This is a genomic window from Kitasatospora sp. NPDC096204, assembly GCF_044763205.1.
GTDB lineage: Bacteria > Actinomycetota > Actinomycetes > Streptomycetales > Streptomycetaceae > Kitasatospora.
Window position 1 is genome coordinate 108,691 of the sequence record NZ_JBIWFT010000003.1, and the last position, 18,100, is coordinate 126,790.

Here is an 18,100-nt window from a genome sequence, read left to right on the forward strand (position 1 = left end):
CAACCCCGTTCGGTAGCCACCACCCCCACCCACCGGTGGCGCAGCCGCACCGACCGCACGGGACCTGCACGTCAGCGCCCGTTCCGCCCCGCAGGTGCCGATCCCGGCCCCCCGGAGCGCGGCGCGACCGCGTCCGCTCGCGGTTTCCCGGAAGGACTCGTTCGTGAAGCGAAAGCTCGCCGCAGTCGCCGTACTCTCCGCCACCGCCCTGCTCACCGGTGTCGTCCAGGTGAGCGCCGTGGCCGTCGCGGACCCCGCCCCGCACTCCTCCGCCGCGCAGCGCGCCGACCTGCTGGCCCTCGCCAACGGGCAGGCCGGCAAGGTCGCGCACACCCTGGCCCTGGGCGGCCAGGAGCAACTGGTGGTCAAGGACGCGCAGGTGGACGCCGACGGCACCCGCCACCTCCGCTACGAGCGCACCTTCGCCGGCCTCCCCGTCCTGGGCGGCGACCTGGTGGTGCACCAGAAGGCCGACGGCACGACCACCTCCGTGGACAAGGCCACCGGCGCGACCATCGCCCTGCCGAGCCTCGCCCCGCAGATCCCGGCCGACCAGGCCGCCGCCCAGGCGACCGGCGCCGTGCAGTCCACGGTGGGCATCGCCGCCGACAAGGACGAGTCCCCGCTGACCGCCGTCCACCAGACCGGCAAGGCCGAGCTGGTCGTGTGGGCCGCCGACGGCAACCCGCGCCTGGCGTACCGCACCACCGTCGAGGGCGAGCGCGCCGACGGCACCCCGAGCCGCCAGCTGCTGGTCACCGACGCGGCGAGCGGCGAGGTGCTCTCCAGCCACGAGCAGGTGCGGACCGCCGCCGGCACCGGCAAGGGCGTGTTCGTCGGCACCGTCCCGCTGACCACCACCCAGAGCGGCACGAGCTACCAGCTGAAGGACGCCACCCGCGGCGGGCAGGCGACCTACACGCTGAAGGGCAAGACCTCCGGCTCCGGCACGCTGGTCGCCAACACCACCAACAGCTTCGGCAACGGCCTGGCCTCCAACGCGGAGTCCGCCGCGGTGGACGCCCAGTACGGCGCGGCGGCGACCTGGGACTTCTACAAGAACACCTACGGCCGCAACGGCATCAAGAACAACGGCGTCGGCGCCGCGAGCCGGGTCCACTACGGCTCCAACTACGTGAACGCGTTCTGGGACGACTCCTGCTTCTGCATGACGTACGGCGACGGCACGAGCAACACCCACCCGCTGACCGCCCTGGACGTGGCCGGCCACGAGATGAGCCACGGCGTCACCTCGGCCACCGCCAACCTCAACTACTCCGGTGAGTCCGGCGGCCTCAACGAGGCCACCTCGGACATCTTCGGCACCATGGTCGAGTGGTACGCCAACCTGCCCGCCGACAAGCCGGACTACCTCATCGGCGAGCAGATCAACATCAACGGTGACGGCACCCCGCTGCGCTACATGGACAAGCCCTCCAAGGACGGCGCCTCGGCCGACTACTGGTCCTCCACCGTCGGCAACAAGGACGTCCACTACTCCTCGGGCGTCGCCAACCACTTCTTCTACCTGCTCGCCGAGGGCAGCGGCGCCAAGACCGTCAACGGCGTCAGCTACAACAGCCCGACCTCCAACGGCTCGACCCTCGCCGGCATCGGCCGGGACAAGGCCGCGGCCATCTGGTACCGCGCCCTGACCACCTACTTCACCTCCACCACCAACTACGCGGGCGCCCGCACCGGCACCCTGAAGGCCGCCGCCGACCTGTACGGCGCGACCAGCGCCGAGTACAGCGCCGTCGCCGCGACCTGGAGCGGCGTCAACGTCAACTGACGCACCGCGCAGGCGCACCGGACGCCCGGGTCCTCCCCTCGGAGGGCCCGGGCGTCCGCCCGTTCCGGGCCGCGGGGGCGGACGGCACGGGACGGACGGCGGGGACGGACGGGCGGGGGCGGAGCGCTGTCAAGGCCGTCCGGCTGGCGGAGTCCCGCCAGGGGGACGAACCGCCGAAACCGGGCAGCGGGCGGCAACCGAACCATCCGTACCGGGACTGGCGGTTCCTGGCCAATCCCCGGAGACGCCCTGTCCATCCCTGCCAACGATTGTCATGCTTCTGACCAAGTCCCGTCCGACGCGGCGCCGCCCCACCCGTTTCCGGCGGAGCGTCAGGAACCGCACGGGACCGGCACGTCCGCGCCCTACCGCCCCCAAGGTGCCAACCCCGGCGCCCCGGTACGCGGCGCACCCGCACGCACCCGCGGGTCTCGTGGAAGGAACCCCGTACGTGAAGCGAAAGCTGACTGTCGGAGCCGTACTCTCCGCCACCGCCCTGCTGGCCGGCGTCATCCAGATCGCCGCCGCCCCCGCCCAGGCCGCCGCCCCCTCGCCGGCGCAGCAGCAGTCCGCGCTGCTCGCGCTGGCCTCCGGGCAGAGCGCCCCGGTCGCCCGGGCCCTCGCCCTCGGCGGCCAGGAGCAGCTGGTGCCCAAGGACGTGGTGGTCGACAAGGACGGCACCCGGCACCTGCGGTACGACCGGACCTTCGCGGGCCTGCCGGTGATCGGCGGCGACCTGGTCGTCCACCAGAAGGCCGACGGCTCGGTGAAGTCCGTCGACCGGGCCTTCGCCGGGCAGCTGTCGGTGCCCAGCCTGACCCCGGGCCTCGCCGCGCCCCAGGCCGCCGAGGCGGCCACCGCCGCGGTGCGGGCGACCGTCGGCATCGCCGCCGACGCGGACGGGGCGGCGCTCAGCCGGGTCGACGGCGCCGGCGCGCCCGAGCTGGTCGTCTGGGCCGCCGACGGCAGCCCGCGGCTGGCCCACCGCACGGTGGTCCAGGGCCAGCGCGCGGACGGCACCCCGAGCCGCCAGGAGGTGATCACCGACGCCGCCACCGGCCGGGTGCTCGCCACCGACGAGAAGGTGCAGACCGCCACCGGCACCGGCAAGGGCGTCAACGTCGGCACCGTCACGCTGACCACCACCCAGAGCGGTACGAGCTACCAGCTCAAGGACGCCTCCCGGGGCAACCAGTCCACCACCGACCTCAAGGGCGGCACCTCGGGCAGCGGCACGCTGTTCGCCAACACCACCAACAGCTTCGGCAACGGCCTGCCGTCCAACCGCGAGTCCGCCGGTGTGGACGCCCAGTTCGGCGCGGCGGCCACCTGGGACTACTACAAGAACACCTTCGGCCGCAACGGCATCAAGAACAACGGCGTCGGCGCCGCGAGCCGGGTCCACTACAGCACCAACTACGTCAACGCGTTCTGGGACGACTCCTGCTTCTGCATGACGTACGGCGACGGGGCGAGCAACACCCACCCGCTGACCGCGATCGACGTCTCCGGCCACGAGATGAGCCACGGCGTCACCTCCGCCACCGCCGGCCTGATCTACTCCGGCGAGTCCGGCGGCCTCAACGAGGCCACCTCGGACATCTTCGGCACCATGGTCGAGTGGTCCGCCAACCTGTCCGTCGACCCGGGTGACTACCTGATCGGCGAGAAGCTCAACATCAACGGCAACGGCACCCCGCTGCGGTACATGGACAAGCCGTCCAAGGACGGCGCCTCGGCCGACTACTGGTCCTCCACCGTCGGCAACAAGGACGTCCACTACTCGTCCGGCGTCGCCAACCACTTCTTCTACCTGCTGTCCGAGGGCAGCGGCGCGAAGGTCGTCAACGGGGTCAGCTACAACAGCCCGACCTCCAACGGCTCGACGGTGACCGGGATCGGCCGCACCAAGGCGGCCGCGATCTGGTACCGCGCGCTGACCGTCTACATGACCTCCACCACCAACTACAAGGCGGCCCGCACCGCGACCCTGAAGGCGGCCTCCGACCTGTACGGCGCGACCAGCACCGAGTACAACACGGTCGCGGCGGCCTGGAGCGCGGTGAGCGTCAACTAGCCACCCCCGGTAAGAAACGGCGACAGGCTGCCGCGGCCCTTTGGGAGAGGAGGCCGTGGCAGCCTGTCGACCGTCCACGATGGGGCCCGGATCAGGCGGTGGCGGGATCAGGCGGTGGCGGGCTTCGGCTCGCCCCGCTCCTCCTTGGCCAGCATCCGCTCGGCGAAGAAGCCACCGGTGGGGAGCACCGCGAGCACGAACAGCAGAACGCCGCGCTTGGCGTCCCACTTCTGCGCCTGCCAGGCCTGGATCCAGAAGACCACGTACAGGATGAACAGGACGCCGTGGACCATGCCCATCACCGGGACGGCGTCGAACGAGGTGGTCCGCTTCAGCACCGAGCAGATCAGCAGCAGGATGAAGGAGACCCCTTCGGGGCCGGAGACCAGGCGCAGGCGGTGGACGGCGCTGCTGTTCACGATGGATACCTCGATACGGGGGTGGGCGGCGCGGGCGCGCTTGTGAAGCGACTCACAAGCATTCGGGCCATTATCGCCGAGCGGACGTTCGGGCCCCCGGCCGGGGGTGGCCACCGTGCCCGATCTCACAGCGTTCCGGCCGCCCTGTCACAGCTCTGTGCCGGAACGCCACCGAGCGCGACCGCCCGTCCCCGCGAACCCCTATCCTGCTGCCCGCGCGCCCACCGATCCGGACGCGCGACGCAACGCACACGGGGGTGCCACCACATGTTCAAGCGCGACTGGGACCGCAGGACCTGCGCCAAGCGCGGGCACATCACCTACGCACCGACGGAACCCGACCTCGCCTCCCGGCTGCACGCCTCGACCGCCCTCGGCGACGCCTGGCGCTGCCTGCGCTGCGGCGACTTCGCGCTGGGCGCCCCGCACGGCTCCGGCCCGGCCGAGGACGCGCCGCTGGTGCCGCGCGGCAAGGCGCTGCGGGACCTGTTCATCCTGCGCTTCCTGGCCGTCGAGCGGGTGCTGCGCGGACTGCTGATCATCGTGATCGCCTGGGCGGTGTGGAAGTTCTCCAACAGCCAGGACGCGGTGCACCGGGTGTTCGACGAGAACCTCACGGTCTTCCGGCCGGTCACCGACCACTTCCACTGGGACCTCGAACACGCCCCGATCGTGGAGACGATCCGCAAGACCTTCGACTTCAGGAAGAGCACCCTGCTGATCGTCGCCGGCGCCCTGGTCGCCTACGCGGTGGTCGAGATCGTCGAGGCGGTCGGCCTCTGGCTGAACAAGCGCTGGGCCGAGTACCTGACGGTGGTCGCCACCGCGGCCTTCCTCCCACTGGAGGGCTACGAGCTGAGCCACCACGTCAGCGCGCTGAAGATCTGCACCCTGGTGCTGAACATCGCGGCGGTGCTCTGGATCATGCTCTCCAAGCGGCTGTTCGGGCTGCGCGGCGGCGTGGTCGCCTTCGAGGCGGAGCGCCACTCGGCCTCGCTGCTGGAGGTCGAGCAGGCGGCCGGCACCGTTCCGCGCCCCGGGCACGGGGCGCACGCCCGGGCCTGACCGGGGGCGCGCGCGCCGGTCCGACCGGCGCGTTTGTCGCAGGCTGGTACCAGTTGGCCCACGCGCTCTCCCCCAGCCACGGCCGCAGCGGCTAGATTGCGGCCGTGGCACAGTTCAGACTCCAGGGATCGCGCGTGCTCGCCGTCGAGTTGGGCGGGGACGCCGTCAAGGCACGACACGGTTCGATGGTCGCCTACACCGGGCAGATGGCCTTCAAGAAGCTGACCGGCGGCGGGGACGGCCTGCGCGGCATGGTCACCCGCCGGTTGACCGGCGAGAAGATGACGGTCATGGAGGTGAAGGGACAGGGCACCTGCTACTTCGCCGACAAGGCCACCGAGATCAATCTGGTCCGGCTGAACGGCGAGACGCTGTACGTCGAGTCGGACAACCTGCTCTGCACCGAGGCCACCCTGCACACCGGCACCAGCTTCACCGGGCTGAACGGCATGTCCTCCGGCAACGGCCTGTTCACCACCAAGGTGGAGGGCCACGGCTGGGCGGCCGTCACCTCCAACGGCCCGGCCGTCATCCTGCGGGTCGACAAGAGCATGCCGCTGCGGGTGGACCCGGGCGCGTACGTGGCGCACACCGGCACCCTGCAGCGCAGCCTGAAGTCGGGCGCGGGCTGGACCACGTTCATCGGTGAGGGCGGCGGCGAGGCCGTCCAGATCGAGTTCACCGGCGAGGGCCTGGTGTACGTCCAGCCGTCCGAGAAGGTCACCGTCGGGGGTGACGTCTGATATGGGCTTCACGAAGATCAACGGCAAGATGGTCGAGGCCCAGGTGGTGCCCGGCCAGCGGCTGTTCAGCCAGCGCGGCGCGATGCTCGCGTACAGCGGCGACGTCCGCTTCACCCCGAACATCACCGGCGGGCAGGGCGGGGTGATGTCGATGATCGGCCGCCGGGTGGCCAACGAGGACACCCCGCTGATGACCGTCGAGGGCCAGGGCCGGGTGATGTTCGGCCACGGCGGTCACCACGTCCACGTGATCGACCTGTTCGGCGACACCCTGTACGTCGAGGCGGACCGGCTGCTCGCCTTCGAGGGCACGCTGCGGCAGTCCACCATGTTCATGGGCTCGCAGGGCGGGGTGATGGGCATGGTCCGCGGCCAGGTCACCGGGCAGGGCCTGTTCACCACCAAGCTGGAGGGCCAGGGCTCGGTCGCGGTGATGGCCCACGGCGGCGTCTTCGAGCTGCCGATCGGCCCCGGCCAGTCGGTGCACGTCGACCCGCAGGCGTATGTGGCGCACCGCGGCGACGTGCGCAACAAGCTGTCCACGGCGCTGGGTTGGCGCGACATGATCGGCCGCGGCTCGGGCGAGGCGTTCCAGCTGGAACTGTCCGGGCAGGGCGCGGTGTACGTCCAGGCGAGCGAGGAGAAGCTCTGATGTCCTACCCGCCGCAGCCCCCGTACGGCCCGCCGCACGACCAGCCGACCCAGCCCGGCTTCGCCGTCCCGCCGCCCCCGGCGAACTACGGTCCGCAGCCGGGGCAGGGCTACCCGCCGCCCCCGCCCGGGGGCTACCCGCCCCCGCCGCCCGCCCACCAGCCCCCGCCGCCCCAGCAGAAGCCGTACGCGCAGCAACAGCCTTACGCCCAGGAGCAGTTCGGCGGCCCGGTGGCCCCGCTGCCGACCGGCCACGGCGGCACCGGGCCGGTGGTGTGGGACGCCCACAGCCTGCCGGCCGGCGACAACGTCAACCCGTACGCCTTCTCGGTCGAACTGAACGGCTCGTACTTCCTGCAGAAGGGCAAGATGGTCGCCTACTACGGCGACATCACCTTCAAGGGCGTCGGCGCCGGGGCGGTCGACCGGCTGCTCGGGCAGCACTTCAACTCGCCGATGCACGCGGCGGACTGGGTGGTCGCCGAGGGCCGCGGCAAGCTGGTGCTGGCCGACCGGGCGTTCGACCTCAACTCCTACGACCTGGAGGACGGCAACCTGACCGTCCGCTCCGGCAACCTGCTGGCCTTCGACCCGACGCTGCGGCTCAAGCAGTCGATCATCCCGGGCTTCCTGACGCTGATCGGCACCGGCCGCTTCGTCGCCGCCTCCAACGGCCCGGTGCACTTCGTCGAGCCGCCGATCCGGGTGGACCCGCAGGCGCTGGTCGGCTGGGCGGACTGCCCGGCGCCGTGCCACCACTACGACCACGACTACATGCACGGGCTGATCGGCGGCCTGCGCCGGCTGACCGGCATCGGCGGCGCCTCCGGCGAGGAGCACCAGTTCGAGTTCATCGGCGCCGGGCAGGTGCTGCTGCAGTCGAGCGAGAAGCTGATGGCGGAGCGGTCGGTCGGGCAGGTCGGGGCCGAGGCGGGGGTGCCGGTCGGCGGCGTCCCGACCCAGCCGGCCGCGCACGGCGGCGGGAATCCGAACCTGCCGGGCCTCGGTAACCTGGGCGACCTCGGCCGACGTTTCGGCCTGTAAACTTGTACAAGATTGAACTAAACCGGCTATGCTAGTGGGCATGGAATCGCACACGATCGACACTGCGGACACCCCTCCGTCGCAGCCCGAGGAGGAGACTCCCTGGCTGACCGCCAGGGAGCAGCGGATGTGGCGCGCCCATCTGGAGGTCGCCAAGCTCCTGGATTACCAGCTCAGCCGCGAACTCCAGCCGCACAACCTCGCGATCAACGACTACGAGATCCTGGTCGTGCTCTCCGAGGCCCCGGAGCGCCGGATGCGGATGACCGACCTGGCGACCGCCACCCTCCAGTCGAAGAGCCGCCTCTCCCACCAGATCACCCGGATGGAGAACGCCGGCCTGGTCCTGCGCCAGGACTGTCCGGGCGACCGCCGCGGCCTCTACGCCCACCTCACCGAGCACGGCTGGGAGACCATGCAGCGGGTCGCCCCCGACCACGTGCGCAGCGTCCGGGCCCACTTCATCGACCGCTTCAGCCAGGAGCAGCTCGACGACATGTACCGGGCCCTCGCCCCCATCGCCGAACACCTCCGCGGCCTGCGCGGCAAGCCGTAGCACCCGCGCTCGGACGACGACCGCCCCGCCGCGATCCCGATCGCGGCGGGGCGGAACGCCTCACCCGGCCCACCGTTCGCGCGCTCAGCTCGCGGTGAGGCCCGCGACCAGCTCGTCGGCCGCGCCGTACGGGTCCAGGGCGCCCTCGGCCACCCGGTCGGCCAGGGCCGCCAGGTGGCGGTCGCCGCGCAGGTCGCCGATCCGGGCGCGCAGTTCGGCCAGCGCGATCGCCTCGATCTCCTCGGCGGCCCGGCGGCGGCGGCGCGCGGCCAGTTCGCCGTGCTCCTCCAGCCAGGCGCGGTGCTTCTCCAGCGCCTCGACCACCTCGTCCACGCCCTCGCCGCGGGCCGCGACGGTCTTGACGATCGGCGGCCGCCAGTCCCCCGCCTCCCGGGCCTCGCCGAGGCCCAGCATGTGGTTGAGTTCCCGCGCGGTGGCGTCGGCGCCGTCCCGGTCGGCCTTGTTGACCACGAAGACGTCGCCGATCTCCAGGATCCCGGCCTTGGCGGCCTGGATGCCGTCGCCCATCCCTGGGGCCAGCAGCACCACGGTGGTGTCGGCCTGGGCGGCGACCTCGACCTCGGACTGGCCCACCCCGACGGTCTCGACCAGGATCACGTCGCAGCCGGCCGCGTCCAGCACCCGCAGTGCCTGCGGCGCCGCCCAGGAGAGCCCGCCGAGGTGGCCGCGGGTGGCCATCGAGCGGATGAACACCTCGGGGTCGGTGGCGTGGTCCTGCATCCGGACCCGGTCGCCCAGCAGCGCGCCGCCGGAGAACGGCGAGGACGGGTCGACGGCCAGCACCCCGACCCGCTTGCCGAGCCGCCGGTAGGCGGAGACCAGCGCCGAGGTGGAGGTGGACTTGCCGACCCCGGGCGAGCCGGTCAGGCCCACCGTGTACGCCCGCCCGGTGTACGGCGCGAGCGCGGCCATCGCCTCCCGCAGCTGCGGCGCGGCGTTCTCGACCAGCGTGATCAGCCGGGCGACCGCCCGCGGCCGGCCCTCCCGGGCCTGCTCGACCAGCGTGGCGACATCGATCATCAGGAGCTCCTAGCGCAATGCCGTCGAATGCCGAAAGGGGCTGCGGACCGCCACACGCGGTCCGCAGCCCTGGGGATCAGATCCCGCCGGTCAGGCCTTCGGAACGCGCACGATCAGCGCGTCGCCCTGGCCGCCGCCACCGCACAGCGCGGCCGCGCCGACCCCGCCGCCGCGGCGCTGCAGCTCCAGCGCCAGGGTCAGCACCACGCGGGCGCCGGACATCCCGATCGGGTGGCCGAGCGCGATGGCGCCGCCGTTGACGTTGACGATGTCGGAGGAGACGCCCAGGTCCTTCATCGACTGGTGGGCGACGGCCGCGAACGCCTCGTTGATCTCGATCAGGTCGAGGTCGGCGACCTCCAGGCCCTCCTTGGCCAGCGCGTGCTTGATCGCGTTGGACGGCTGCGACTGGAGCGAGTTGTCCGGGCCGGCCACGTTGCCGTGGGCGCCGATCTCGGCGATCCAGCTCAGGCCCAGCTCCTCGGCCTTGGCCTTGCTCATCACGACCACGGCGGCGGCGCCGTCGGAGATCTGCGAGGAGGTGCCGGCGGTGATCGTGCCGTCCTTGGCGAAGGCCGGGCGCAGCTTGGCCAGGCCCTCGACGGTGGTGTCCGCGCGGATGCCCTCGTCCTGGCTGAACAGGACCGGCTCGCCCTTGCGCTGCGGGATGGCGACCGGGACGATCTCGGCGTCGAAGACCCCGTCGGCCTGCGCCTTGGCGGCCCGCTGGTGGGAGGCGGCGGCGATCTCGTCCTGCACCTCGCGCGGGATGCCCAGGCGGGTGTTGTGCTTCTCGGTGGACTCGCCCATCGGGATGTTCTCGTAGGCGTCGGTGAGGCCGTCGTGGGCCATCGCGTCGAGCATCGCGATCGCGCCGTACTTGAAGCCCTCGCGGGACTTCGGCAGCAGGTGCGGGGCGTTGGTCATCGACTCCTGGCCGCCGGCCACCACGATGTCGAACTCGCCGGCCCGGATCAGCTGGTCGGCCAGCGCGATGGCGTCGAGGCCGGAGAGGCAGACCTTGTTGACGGTCAGCGCCGGGACGTTCATCGGGATGCCGGCCTTGACGGCGGCCTGGCGGGCCGGGATCTGGCCGGCGCCGGCCTGGAGCACCTGCCCCATGATCACGTACTGGACCTGCTCGCCGGTGATCCCGGCCCGTTCCAGGGCCGCCTTGATCGCGACGCCGCCGAGGTCGGCACCGGAGAAACCCTTGAGGGAACCCAGCAGGCGGCCCATCGGGGTCCGCGCACCGGCAACGATCACAGAGGTGGTGTTGGTCATGGGACGGGCCCCTTCGCACGTCGTGGCCAGGTGAGGATGCGCTCAATGTACTGACCTGTTACCCGCCCGTCACCGGAGCGACGGTGTGATCGAGCGCACTGGCACCATCCAGTCAACACCGTGCCGACCCGCCCCGGGTGAACCGCCTGCCGTGTGAGCAGGCTCGCACGGCAGGCACTGGCGCGCGTCGCGGGCCATGCGCTGCACTGGGTGCACCTTCCCGCCACCACCTTCTCCCACCACCGGAGGCCGTCGTGCTGACCCGCATCGACCACATCGGCATCGCCTGCCGAGACCTCGACAAGACGGTCGAGTTCTACCGCGCCACCTACGGCTTCGAGGTCTTCCACTCCGAGGTCAACGAGGAGCAGGGCGTCCGCGAGGCGATGCTCCGGATCAACGGCACCGACGACGGCGGCGCCTCCTACCTCCAGCTGCTGGAGCCCACCCGGCCCGACTCCACCGTGGCCAAGTGGCTGGAGAAGAACGGCGAGGGCGTGCACCACATCGCCTTCGGCACCGCCGACGTGGACGGCGACTCCGAGGCCATCCGGGACAAGGGCATCCGGGTCCTCTACGACCAGCCGCGGATCGGCTCGATGGGTTCGCGGATCACCTTCCTGCACCCCAAGGACTGCGGCGGCGTACTGACCGAGCTGGTGACCTCCGCGCAGCAGGCCCACGACGAGCACTGATGCCCTCCTGGACCGCCCCGGGGCGCACCGCGCCCCGGCGGCGGCCGACGCCTGATCGGTCATGACCCGTCAGTAACCTGGCGGAAGAGCCGGAAAACACCCCTGCGGCCATTCCCCCGCAGTGCGCTCCCACTACAATGCCCAGGTGCGCGAAGGCTCCGGGGGACGGAGGCGACGGGCACGGCCGAAGACAGGCCAGTCCGCCCGCCGGCGGGCGGCCCGTCGCAAGGGGAGTCCATTACGCGGGCACGGCTGAACAGTCGCAAGACGGATCTGTCACCATTCTCCACAAGGCAAGAGTTCGCCCAGGAGTCCACCCGGACGGGGGAACGCGGAACCCCGCGATCCCACGCCCCGGACTCCGACGACCGCGGCGGGCGGCCCCGGCATGGCGGGGGACCGTCCACCGGCTGCGGATGCAAGGAGCCAGTCGGACCGGCACCCGGGATACGGGAGCCAGGCACCGGCCGGGTCGAGGACGCGACCAGGAGATGGATGGGACCGCGGAGTGCGGGGCAACGACCGCTACGAGGTTGACGATCACCTCTCCCAGTTCGAGGCCGAGATGGGTCGGACTCGGAAGGAGCGGGACAAGGCAGTCGAGCATGCCGAGGACCTCGCCTACCAGGTTGAGGTACTGCGGGCGAAGCTGCACGAGTCCCGCCGCATGCTCGCCCAGCCGCGCGCCTTCGACGCCGTCTCCGGCCAGGCCGAGCAGATGCTCCGCACCGCCGAGATGCAGGCCCAGCAGCTGCGCGCCGACGCCGAGCGCCAGCTGCGCGACTCCCAGGCCGCCACCCAGCGGATCATGGCCGAGGCCGCCGAGCGCACCGCCCGGCTGGAGGCCGACCTCGCCGCCCGCCGCCGCCAGCTGGAGGACGAGCTCACCGAGCTGCGCCGCTCCGCCGAGCAGCACGTCAACGGCTGGGCCGAGCAGACCAGGGCCGGCTCCGAGCAGGAGGCGCAGCGGCTGCTCCAGGAGGCCCGCGCCGAGGCCGAACGGATGGTCGCCGCCGCCCGCGCGGAGGCCGTCGCCCTCTCCGACCAGGCCCGCGCCCAGACCGCCGCCGACGTGGACGCCGCCCGCGGTGAGGCCCAGGCCGCCGCCGAAACCACCCTGCAGCGGGCCCAGAACGACGCCGAGCGCCTGCTGCGCGCCGCCTCCGAGCAGGCCCAGCAGGCCGGCGCCCAGGCGGCCGCCGACGTGGACGCCGCCCGGGGCGAGGCCCAGCAGCAGCTGGCCGCCGCGCACGCCGCCGCCGAGGGCCAGCTGGCCGCCGCCCGGGCCGAGATCGGCCGGCTCAAGGCGCAGGCCACCGCCGAACAGGAGCGGGCCGAGCAGCAGCTCGCCGCGGCCAAGGCCGAGATAGACCGGCTGCGCGCCGAGGCGATCGCCGAGGCGGAGCGCACCCGCCACGAGGCCACCGCGCTGCGAGCCCAGGCCGAGCAGGCCGCCGAGCGGCTCCAGGCCGACGCCGAGGCCGCCGCCGAGCGCAGGGTCGCCGACGGCGAGGCCGCCAACGAGCAGCGCTCGCAGACCGCCCGGGCCGAGGTGGCCCGGATGGTCGCCCAGGCCACCCAGGAGGCCTCGGCGATCCGTGCCGAGGCCGAGGCCGTCCGCACCGAGGCCGCCACCAAGCAGGCCGAGGCCGACGCCGCCAAGGCCGCCGCGGCCGAGGAGAGCGAACGGCTTCGCGCCACCGCCGAGTCGGTGGCCACCCAGCTGAAGACCGAGGCCGAGGCGGCGATCGCCGAGCTGCGCGCCCAGGCCGAGCGGGACCTCGCCGAGCTGCGCGCCCAGGCCGAGGCCGACGCCCGGCGACTGCGCGGCGAGGCCGAGGAGGAGGGCCGCGCGGCCGGCGCCAAGGACGCCACCGTCCACCTCGCCAAGGCCGCCAAGACCGCCGAGGAGATCCTCGGCCGGGCCAACAAGGACGCCGAGTCGGCGCGCGGCGAGGCCGCCGCCGAGGCCGAACGGATCCGCGCCGAAGCCGCCGCCGAGGCCCAGCGGCTGCGCGAGCAGGCCCAGGCCGCCGTCGAGCAGGCCCAGAACGCCGCCCTGGACGACGCCGCCGCGATCCGCGAGCGGATCGAGCAGATGCAGGACGAGGCGGCCCGGCTGCGGGCCGAGGCCGAGGAGCTGCGTGCCCAGGCCGCCGCCGAGGCCGACCGGGTGCGCGGCGAGGCCCGCCGGCAGGCCGTCGTCCAGATCGAGGAGTCGGCGAAGAACGCCGAGGAGCTGCTCACCAAGGCCAAGGCCGACGCGGACGAGCTGCGCGCGGGTGCCGCCGGGGAGATCGAGCGGCTGCGCGAGCAGGCCCAGGAGCAGGCCGCCGAGACCCAGGGACGGGCCGAGCAGACCCTCACCCGGGCCCGCGCCGAGGCCGAGAAGATCACCGGGGCCGCCGAGCAGCAGGGCCAGGACGCGCTCGCCGCCGCCAAGGCCGCGGCCGCCGAGAACCGCGCCGCGGCCGAGCGTGAGACCGCCGAACTCCGGCGCGACGCAACCGAGTTCGACCAGCGGGTGCGCGCCGAGGCGTCCGCCGCGGCGGAGGCCCTGACCACCGAGGCGCAGGCCGAGGCGAACGCCGTCCGGGACGCCGCGGTGGCCGACGCCGAGCGGGTGCGCACCGAGGCCGACACGGAGGCCGCCCGCACCCGGGCCGAGGCCGAGGCGGCCGCGAACGCGCTGCGCGAGGAGAGCCGGCGCGAGCGCGAGGAGGCCGCCGACGGGCTGCGGCGGGAGCGCGAGGAGACCTCCGAGCACCTGGACGCCGCCGAGTCCGCCCGCGAGGAGGCCGAGCAGGCCGCGGCGCGGACCCGGGCGGAGGCCGAGCAGGCCGCCGGGGAGCTGCGGGCCCTCACCCAGCGCGAGACCACCCAGCAGCGCGAAGCCGCCGAGGCCCACGCCGACCGCGTCCGCACCGAGGCCGAACAGCACGCCACCGACCTCACCGAACGCACCGCGGCCGAGACCGCCGAGGTCCGCGAGGCGGCCAACAAGCACGCCGCCGAGGTCCGCGAGGCCGCCGACACCTACGCGAACGAGCAGCACGCCACCGCCGACACGTACGCCGCCGAGACCCGCGAGCAGGCCGACGCCTACGCGAACGAGCAGCACACCGCCGCCGACACGTACGCCGCCGAGACCCGCGAGCAGGCCGACACCTACGCGACCGAGCAGCACGCCACCGCCGACACGTACGCCGCCGAGACCCGCGAGCAGGCCGACACCTACGCGACCGAGCAGCACGCCACCGCCGACGCGTACGCGGCGCGGACCCGGGCGGAGGCCGAGCAGGCCGCCGGGGAGCTGCGGGCCCTCACCCAGCGCGAGACCACCCAACAGCGCGAAGCCGCCGAGGCCCACGCCGACCGCGTCCGCACCGAGGCCGAACAGCACGCCACCGACCTCACCAAGCGCACCGCGGCCGAGACCGCCGAGGTCCGCGAGGCGGCCAACAAGCACGCCGCCGAGGTCCGCGAGGCCGCCGACACCTACGCGAACGAGCAGCACGCCACCGCCGACGCCTACGCCGCCGAGACCCGCGAGCAGGCCGACGCCTACGCGAACGAGCAGCACACCGCCGCCGACGCGTACGCCGCCGAGACCCGCGAGGCCGCCGACACCTACGCCGCCGAGCAGCACACCGCCGCCGACGAGGTGCTGAAGCGCGCCGAGGCCACCGCCGAGCAGCGCCGCGCCGAGGCCGTCAAGGACGCCAAGGCCACCCGCGAGAAGGCCGCCGCCGAGCTGGCCCTGGCCAACGAGCAGGCCTCGACCGTCCGGGCCGAGGCCGGCCGCGAGCTGTCCGAGGCCCGCGCCACCGCCGACGGCATCCGGGCCGAGGCGACCGCCGAGCTGGAGCAGGCCAAGGCCGACCGCGCCGAGCTGATCGCCGCCGCCAAGGCCGAGGGCGCCGAGCTGGTGGCCGTCGCCGAGGAGGAGGCCGCCGAGGTCCGCCAGGCGGTGGCCGGCATGCACGAGGCCGCCGCCGAGCAGATCGCCGCGCTCAAGGCCGCCGCCGAGGAGGCGGCCGCCGAGGTCCGCGAGGCCGCCGAGCAGGACGCCACCGAGCTGCGTATGCTCGCCGAGCGCGAGACCACCGAGCAGCGCGAGGCCGCCGACGCGTACGCCGCCGAGCTGCGCGCCCTGGTCGAGCGCGAGGCCGCCGAGCAGCGCGAGCTCGTCGACCGCGAGACCGCCGACCTGCGGGCCCGTACCGAGGCCGAGACCACCGCCCTGCGCGAGCAGACCGAGCTGGAGCTGGCCGCCGAGCAGGAGGCCGTCGAGAACGAGCTCGGCCGGCAGCGCGCCGAGGCCCTGGCCTACGACGAGCAGCTGCGCGCGGACGCCGAGGCCGAGCTGCGCGCCGCCCGGGAGGCCGCCGAGCAGCTGCGCGCCGACGCCCAGGCGCAGGCCGCCCGTACGGTGGCCGAGGCCGAGGCCCAGGGCGCCCGCAGCATCGCCGACGCCGAGGAGCTGTCCGCCGGCCTGCGCGCCGAGGCCGACGAGTACGCCCTCGCCACCCGCACCCTGGCCGACGAGTACGACTCCGCCACCCACTCCCGCGCCGACGCCTACGACGCGCAGACCCGGGAGGCCGCCGAGCAGTTCGACAAGGCCACCCGCGACCAGGCCAAGTCCGTCCTGGAGAAGGCCTTCGCGGACGCCGAGGCGCTCGGCGAGGACGCCCAGACCACGGCGCTGGCGACCACCGCCGCCGCCGAGGAGCAGGCGGACGCGATGGTGGCCGCCGCCCGCAAGGAGGCCGACCGGCTGGTCGCCGCGGGCGAGGCGGCCGGTCAGGCCGAGGTCGAGAAGGGCCGTTCCGACGCGGACGCCCTGCTCGCCGAGGCCCGCCGGGACGCGACGGCGATCCGCGAGCGCGCCGAGGAGCTGCGCGAGCGCACCGACGCCGAGGTCGAGGCCCTGCACGAGCGCGCCCGCAAGGAGAACGCGGCGGCCATGAAGTCGGCCGGCGAGCGGGTGGACGCGCTGGTGACGGCCGCCCAGGAGCAGCTGACCGAGGCCGAGGAGCAGGCGGTGTCCACCGTCGCCGAGGCCGAGGACCGCGCGGCGGCCCTGGTCGCCGCGGCCGAGGACCGCGCGGCCGAGCTGACCTCGGAGGCCTCCGCGGAGGCCAGCAAGGTCCGGCTGTCCGCCGTCCGCAAGGCCGAGGGCCTGCTGAAGGAGGCGGAGACCAAGCTCGCGACCTCCACCGACCGGGCCGAGTCGCTCATCGAGAAGGCCGAGGCCAAGCTGCGGTCCTCCGAGACCGAGGCCGAGGAGCGGCTGGACCGGGCCGCCGCCGAGGCGGAGAAGCGGCTGCGGGAGGCCGACGAGGCCGCGGACGAGCAGATCGAACTGGCGAAGGCGGAGGCCGAGCGGCTGCTCGCCGAGGCGAAGGCCGAGGCGAAGCGGGTCACCGACGAGGGCCGCCGCGAGCTGGACGAACTGGTGCGCCGCCGCAAGGACATCAACACCGAGATCTCCAGGGTCCAGGACGTGCTGTCCGCCCTGGAGGCGTTCGAGGCACCGTCACCGGTCGCCCAGGCCAACGGGGGAAACACCAAGAAGGACGGGGGCGCCAAGGCCGGTGCCGGAGTTGGCTCCCCCCGGTCGGGTGGCAATCGCTCCAAGAGCTCACCACCCGATTGAGCGGACATTGGCGGTCATTGTCCGTGAGAGAACGGCATATCGCCGTCGACACTCCGGTACCGTGTCAGGATTCCCTCAACCACCTCAGCGGTTTGACGACAGGAAGCCCAGAACCCCATGAGCGACAGTCACTCCCCTCACGGCTTCGACCTGGTGCGCCGTGGGTACGAGCGCGCCCAGGTCGACGAGCGGATCACCAAGCTGGTGGCCGACCGTGACAGTGCCTTGACCCGGATCAGCGCGCTGGAGAAGCGCATCGAGGAACTCCACCTGGAGACCCAGTCCGCCCAGGCGGCGGTCGTGGAGCAGGAGCCCTCCTACGCCGGTCTCGGCGCCCGGGTCGAGAAGATCCTGCGACTCGCCGAGGAGGAGGCCAAGGACCTGCGCGACGAGGCGCACCGCGCCGCCGAGCAGCACCGCGAGCTCGCCGAGGCCGCCGCGCAGCAGGTCCGCACCGAGGCCGAGAACTACGCCAAGGACCGCAAGGCCAAGGCGGAGGACGAGGGACTGCGGATCGTCGACAAGTCCAAGAGCGACGCCGCCCAGCTGCGCGCCGAGGCCAACAAGGACGCCCAGAACAAGCGCGAGGAGGCGGACGCCCTCTTCGAGGACACCCGCACCAAGGCCGCCCAGGCCGCGCTGGAGTTCGAGACCAACCTGGCCAAGCGCCGCGAGCAGTCCGAGCGCGACCTGGCCGCCCGTCAGGCCAAGGCCGAGAAGCGCCTGGCCGAGATCGAGCACCGGGCCGAGCAGCTGCGCCTGGAGGCCGAGAAGCTGCGCACCGACGCCGAGCGCCGCGCCCGCCAGACCGTCGAGACGGCCCAGCGCCAGTCCGAGGACATCGTGGCCGACGCCAACGCCAAGGCCGACCGGATCCGCAGCGAATCGGAGCGCGAGCTGGCGGCGCTCACCAACCGCCGCGACAGCATCAACGCCCAGCTGACCAACGTCCGCGAGATGCTGGCCACGCTGACCGGCGCGGCCGTGGCCGCCGCCTCGCTGCCGACCGACGACACCATGGGCGTGCCCGCCCAGCAGTCGCGCTGACGCACACCGGCCGAACGGCACGAC

13 protein-coding genes are annotated in these 18,100 nt (G+C 73.3%); 10 read left to right on the top strand and 3 right to left on the bottom strand.

Annotation, left to right across the window (positions count from 1 at the left end):
- The first annotated feature begins 163 nt into the window (after positions 1–163).
- The gene (locus tag ACIQ87_RS03930) at positions 164–1,792 is read left to right on the top strand and encodes a M4 family metallopeptidase (protein WP_402401138.1); all 1,629 of its coding nucleotides are present in this window, start codon (positions 164–166) and stop codon (positions 1,790–1,792) included.
- Positions 1,793–2,243: 451 nt separating this feature from the next.
- Complete coding sequence (locus ACIQ87_RS03935; RefSeq protein WP_402401140.1) at positions 2,244–3,869, top strand: M4 family metallopeptidase; 1,626 nt, start codon at positions 2,244–2,246, stop codon at positions 3,867–3,869.
- A gap of 107 nt (positions 3,870–3,976) precedes the next feature.
- On the opposite strand, the gene ACIQ87_RS03940 is transcribed toward ACIQ87_RS03935, so the two are convergent.
- Positions 3,977–4,288 carry a DUF3817 domain-containing protein gene (locus tag ACIQ87_RS03940; RefSeq protein WP_402401142.1) on the bottom strand — a complete coding sequence of 104 codons (312 nt, stop codon included), beginning with the start codon at positions 4,286–4,288 and terminating at the stop codon, positions 3,977–3,979.
- A 267-nt stretch (positions 4,289–4,555) separates the two neighbouring features.
- Between ACIQ87_RS03940 and ACIQ87_RS03945 the strand changes: the two genes are divergently transcribed.
- The 5 genes from ACIQ87_RS03945 to ACIQ87_RS03965 all read left to right on the top strand — a co-directional run bounded on the left by ACIQ87_RS03945 (position 4,556) and on the right by ACIQ87_RS03965 (position 8,347).
- Entirely contained in the window at positions 4,556–5,353 is a 798-nt protein-coding gene (locus tag ACIQ87_RS03945) for a DUF2127 domain-containing protein (RefSeq protein ID WP_402401145.1), read from the top strand.
- 104 nt (positions 5,354–5,457) lie between these two features.
- On the top strand, positions 5,458–6,096 hold the full coding sequence (locus ACIQ87_RS03950; RefSeq protein ID WP_402401147.1) for an AIM24 family protein: 639 nt from the start codon (positions 5,458–5,460) through the stop codon (positions 6,094–6,096).
- A 1-nt stretch (position 6,097) separates the two neighbouring features.
- Positions 6,098–6,748, top strand: a complete 651-nt coding sequence (locus ACIQ87_RS03955) for an AIM24 family protein (RefSeq protein ID WP_392873034.1) — start codon at positions 6,098–6,100, stop codon at positions 6,746–6,748.
- Positions 6,749–6,978: 230 nt separating this feature from the next.
- The gene (locus tag ACIQ87_RS03960; protein ID WP_402401827.1) at positions 6,979–7,791 is read left to right on the top strand and encodes an AIM24 family protein; all 813 of its coding nucleotides are present in this window, start codon (positions 6,979–6,981) and stop codon (positions 7,789–7,791) included.
- 40 nt (positions 7,792–7,831) lie between these two features.
- Positions 7,832–8,347, top strand: a complete 516-nt coding sequence (locus tag ACIQ87_RS03965; RefSeq protein ID WP_402401150.1) for a MarR family winged helix-turn-helix transcriptional regulator — start codon at positions 7,832–7,834, stop codon at positions 8,345–8,347.
- A gap of 84 nt (positions 8,348–8,431) precedes the next feature.
- On the opposite strand, the gene meaB is transcribed toward ACIQ87_RS03965, so the two are convergent.
- Positions 8,432–9,388, bottom strand: coding sequence for a methylmalonyl Co-A mutase-associated GTPase MeaB (gene meaB / locus ACIQ87_RS03970; RefSeq protein ID WP_402401152.1), 957 nt, complete (start codon positions 9,386–9,388; stop codon positions 8,432–8,434).
- A gap of 90 nt (positions 9,389–9,478) precedes the next feature.
- Positions 9,479–10,672: an acetyl-CoA C-acetyltransferase gene (locus ACIQ87_RS03975; RefSeq protein WP_402401155.1), complete on the bottom strand. Its 1,194-nt coding sequence runs from the start codon at positions 10,670–10,672 to the stop codon at positions 9,479–9,481.
- 254 nt (positions 10,673–10,926) lie between these two features.
- Between ACIQ87_RS03975 and mce the strand changes: the two genes are divergently transcribed.
- The 3 genes from mce (at position 10,927) to ACIQ87_RS03990 (ending at position 18,076) form a co-directional block, all read left to right on the top strand.
- Positions 10,927–11,367, top strand: coding sequence for a methylmalonyl-CoA epimerase (mce, locus tag ACIQ87_RS03980; protein ID WP_402401158.1), 441 nt, complete (start codon positions 10,927–10,929; stop codon positions 11,365–11,367).
- A gap of 508 nt (positions 11,368–11,875) precedes the next feature.
- Positions 11,876–17,029, top strand: coding sequence for a hypothetical protein (locus ACIQ87_RS03985; protein WP_402401160.1), 5,154 nt, complete (start codon positions 11,876–11,878; stop codon positions 17,027–17,029).
- 117 nt (positions 17,030–17,146) lie between these two features.
- Positions 17,147–18,076: a cellulose-binding protein gene (locus ACIQ87_RS03990; protein ID WP_316526249.1), complete on the top strand. Its 930-nt coding sequence runs from the start codon at positions 17,147–17,149 to the stop codon at positions 18,074–18,076.
- The last annotated feature ends 24 nt before the right edge of the window (positions 18,077–18,100 follow it).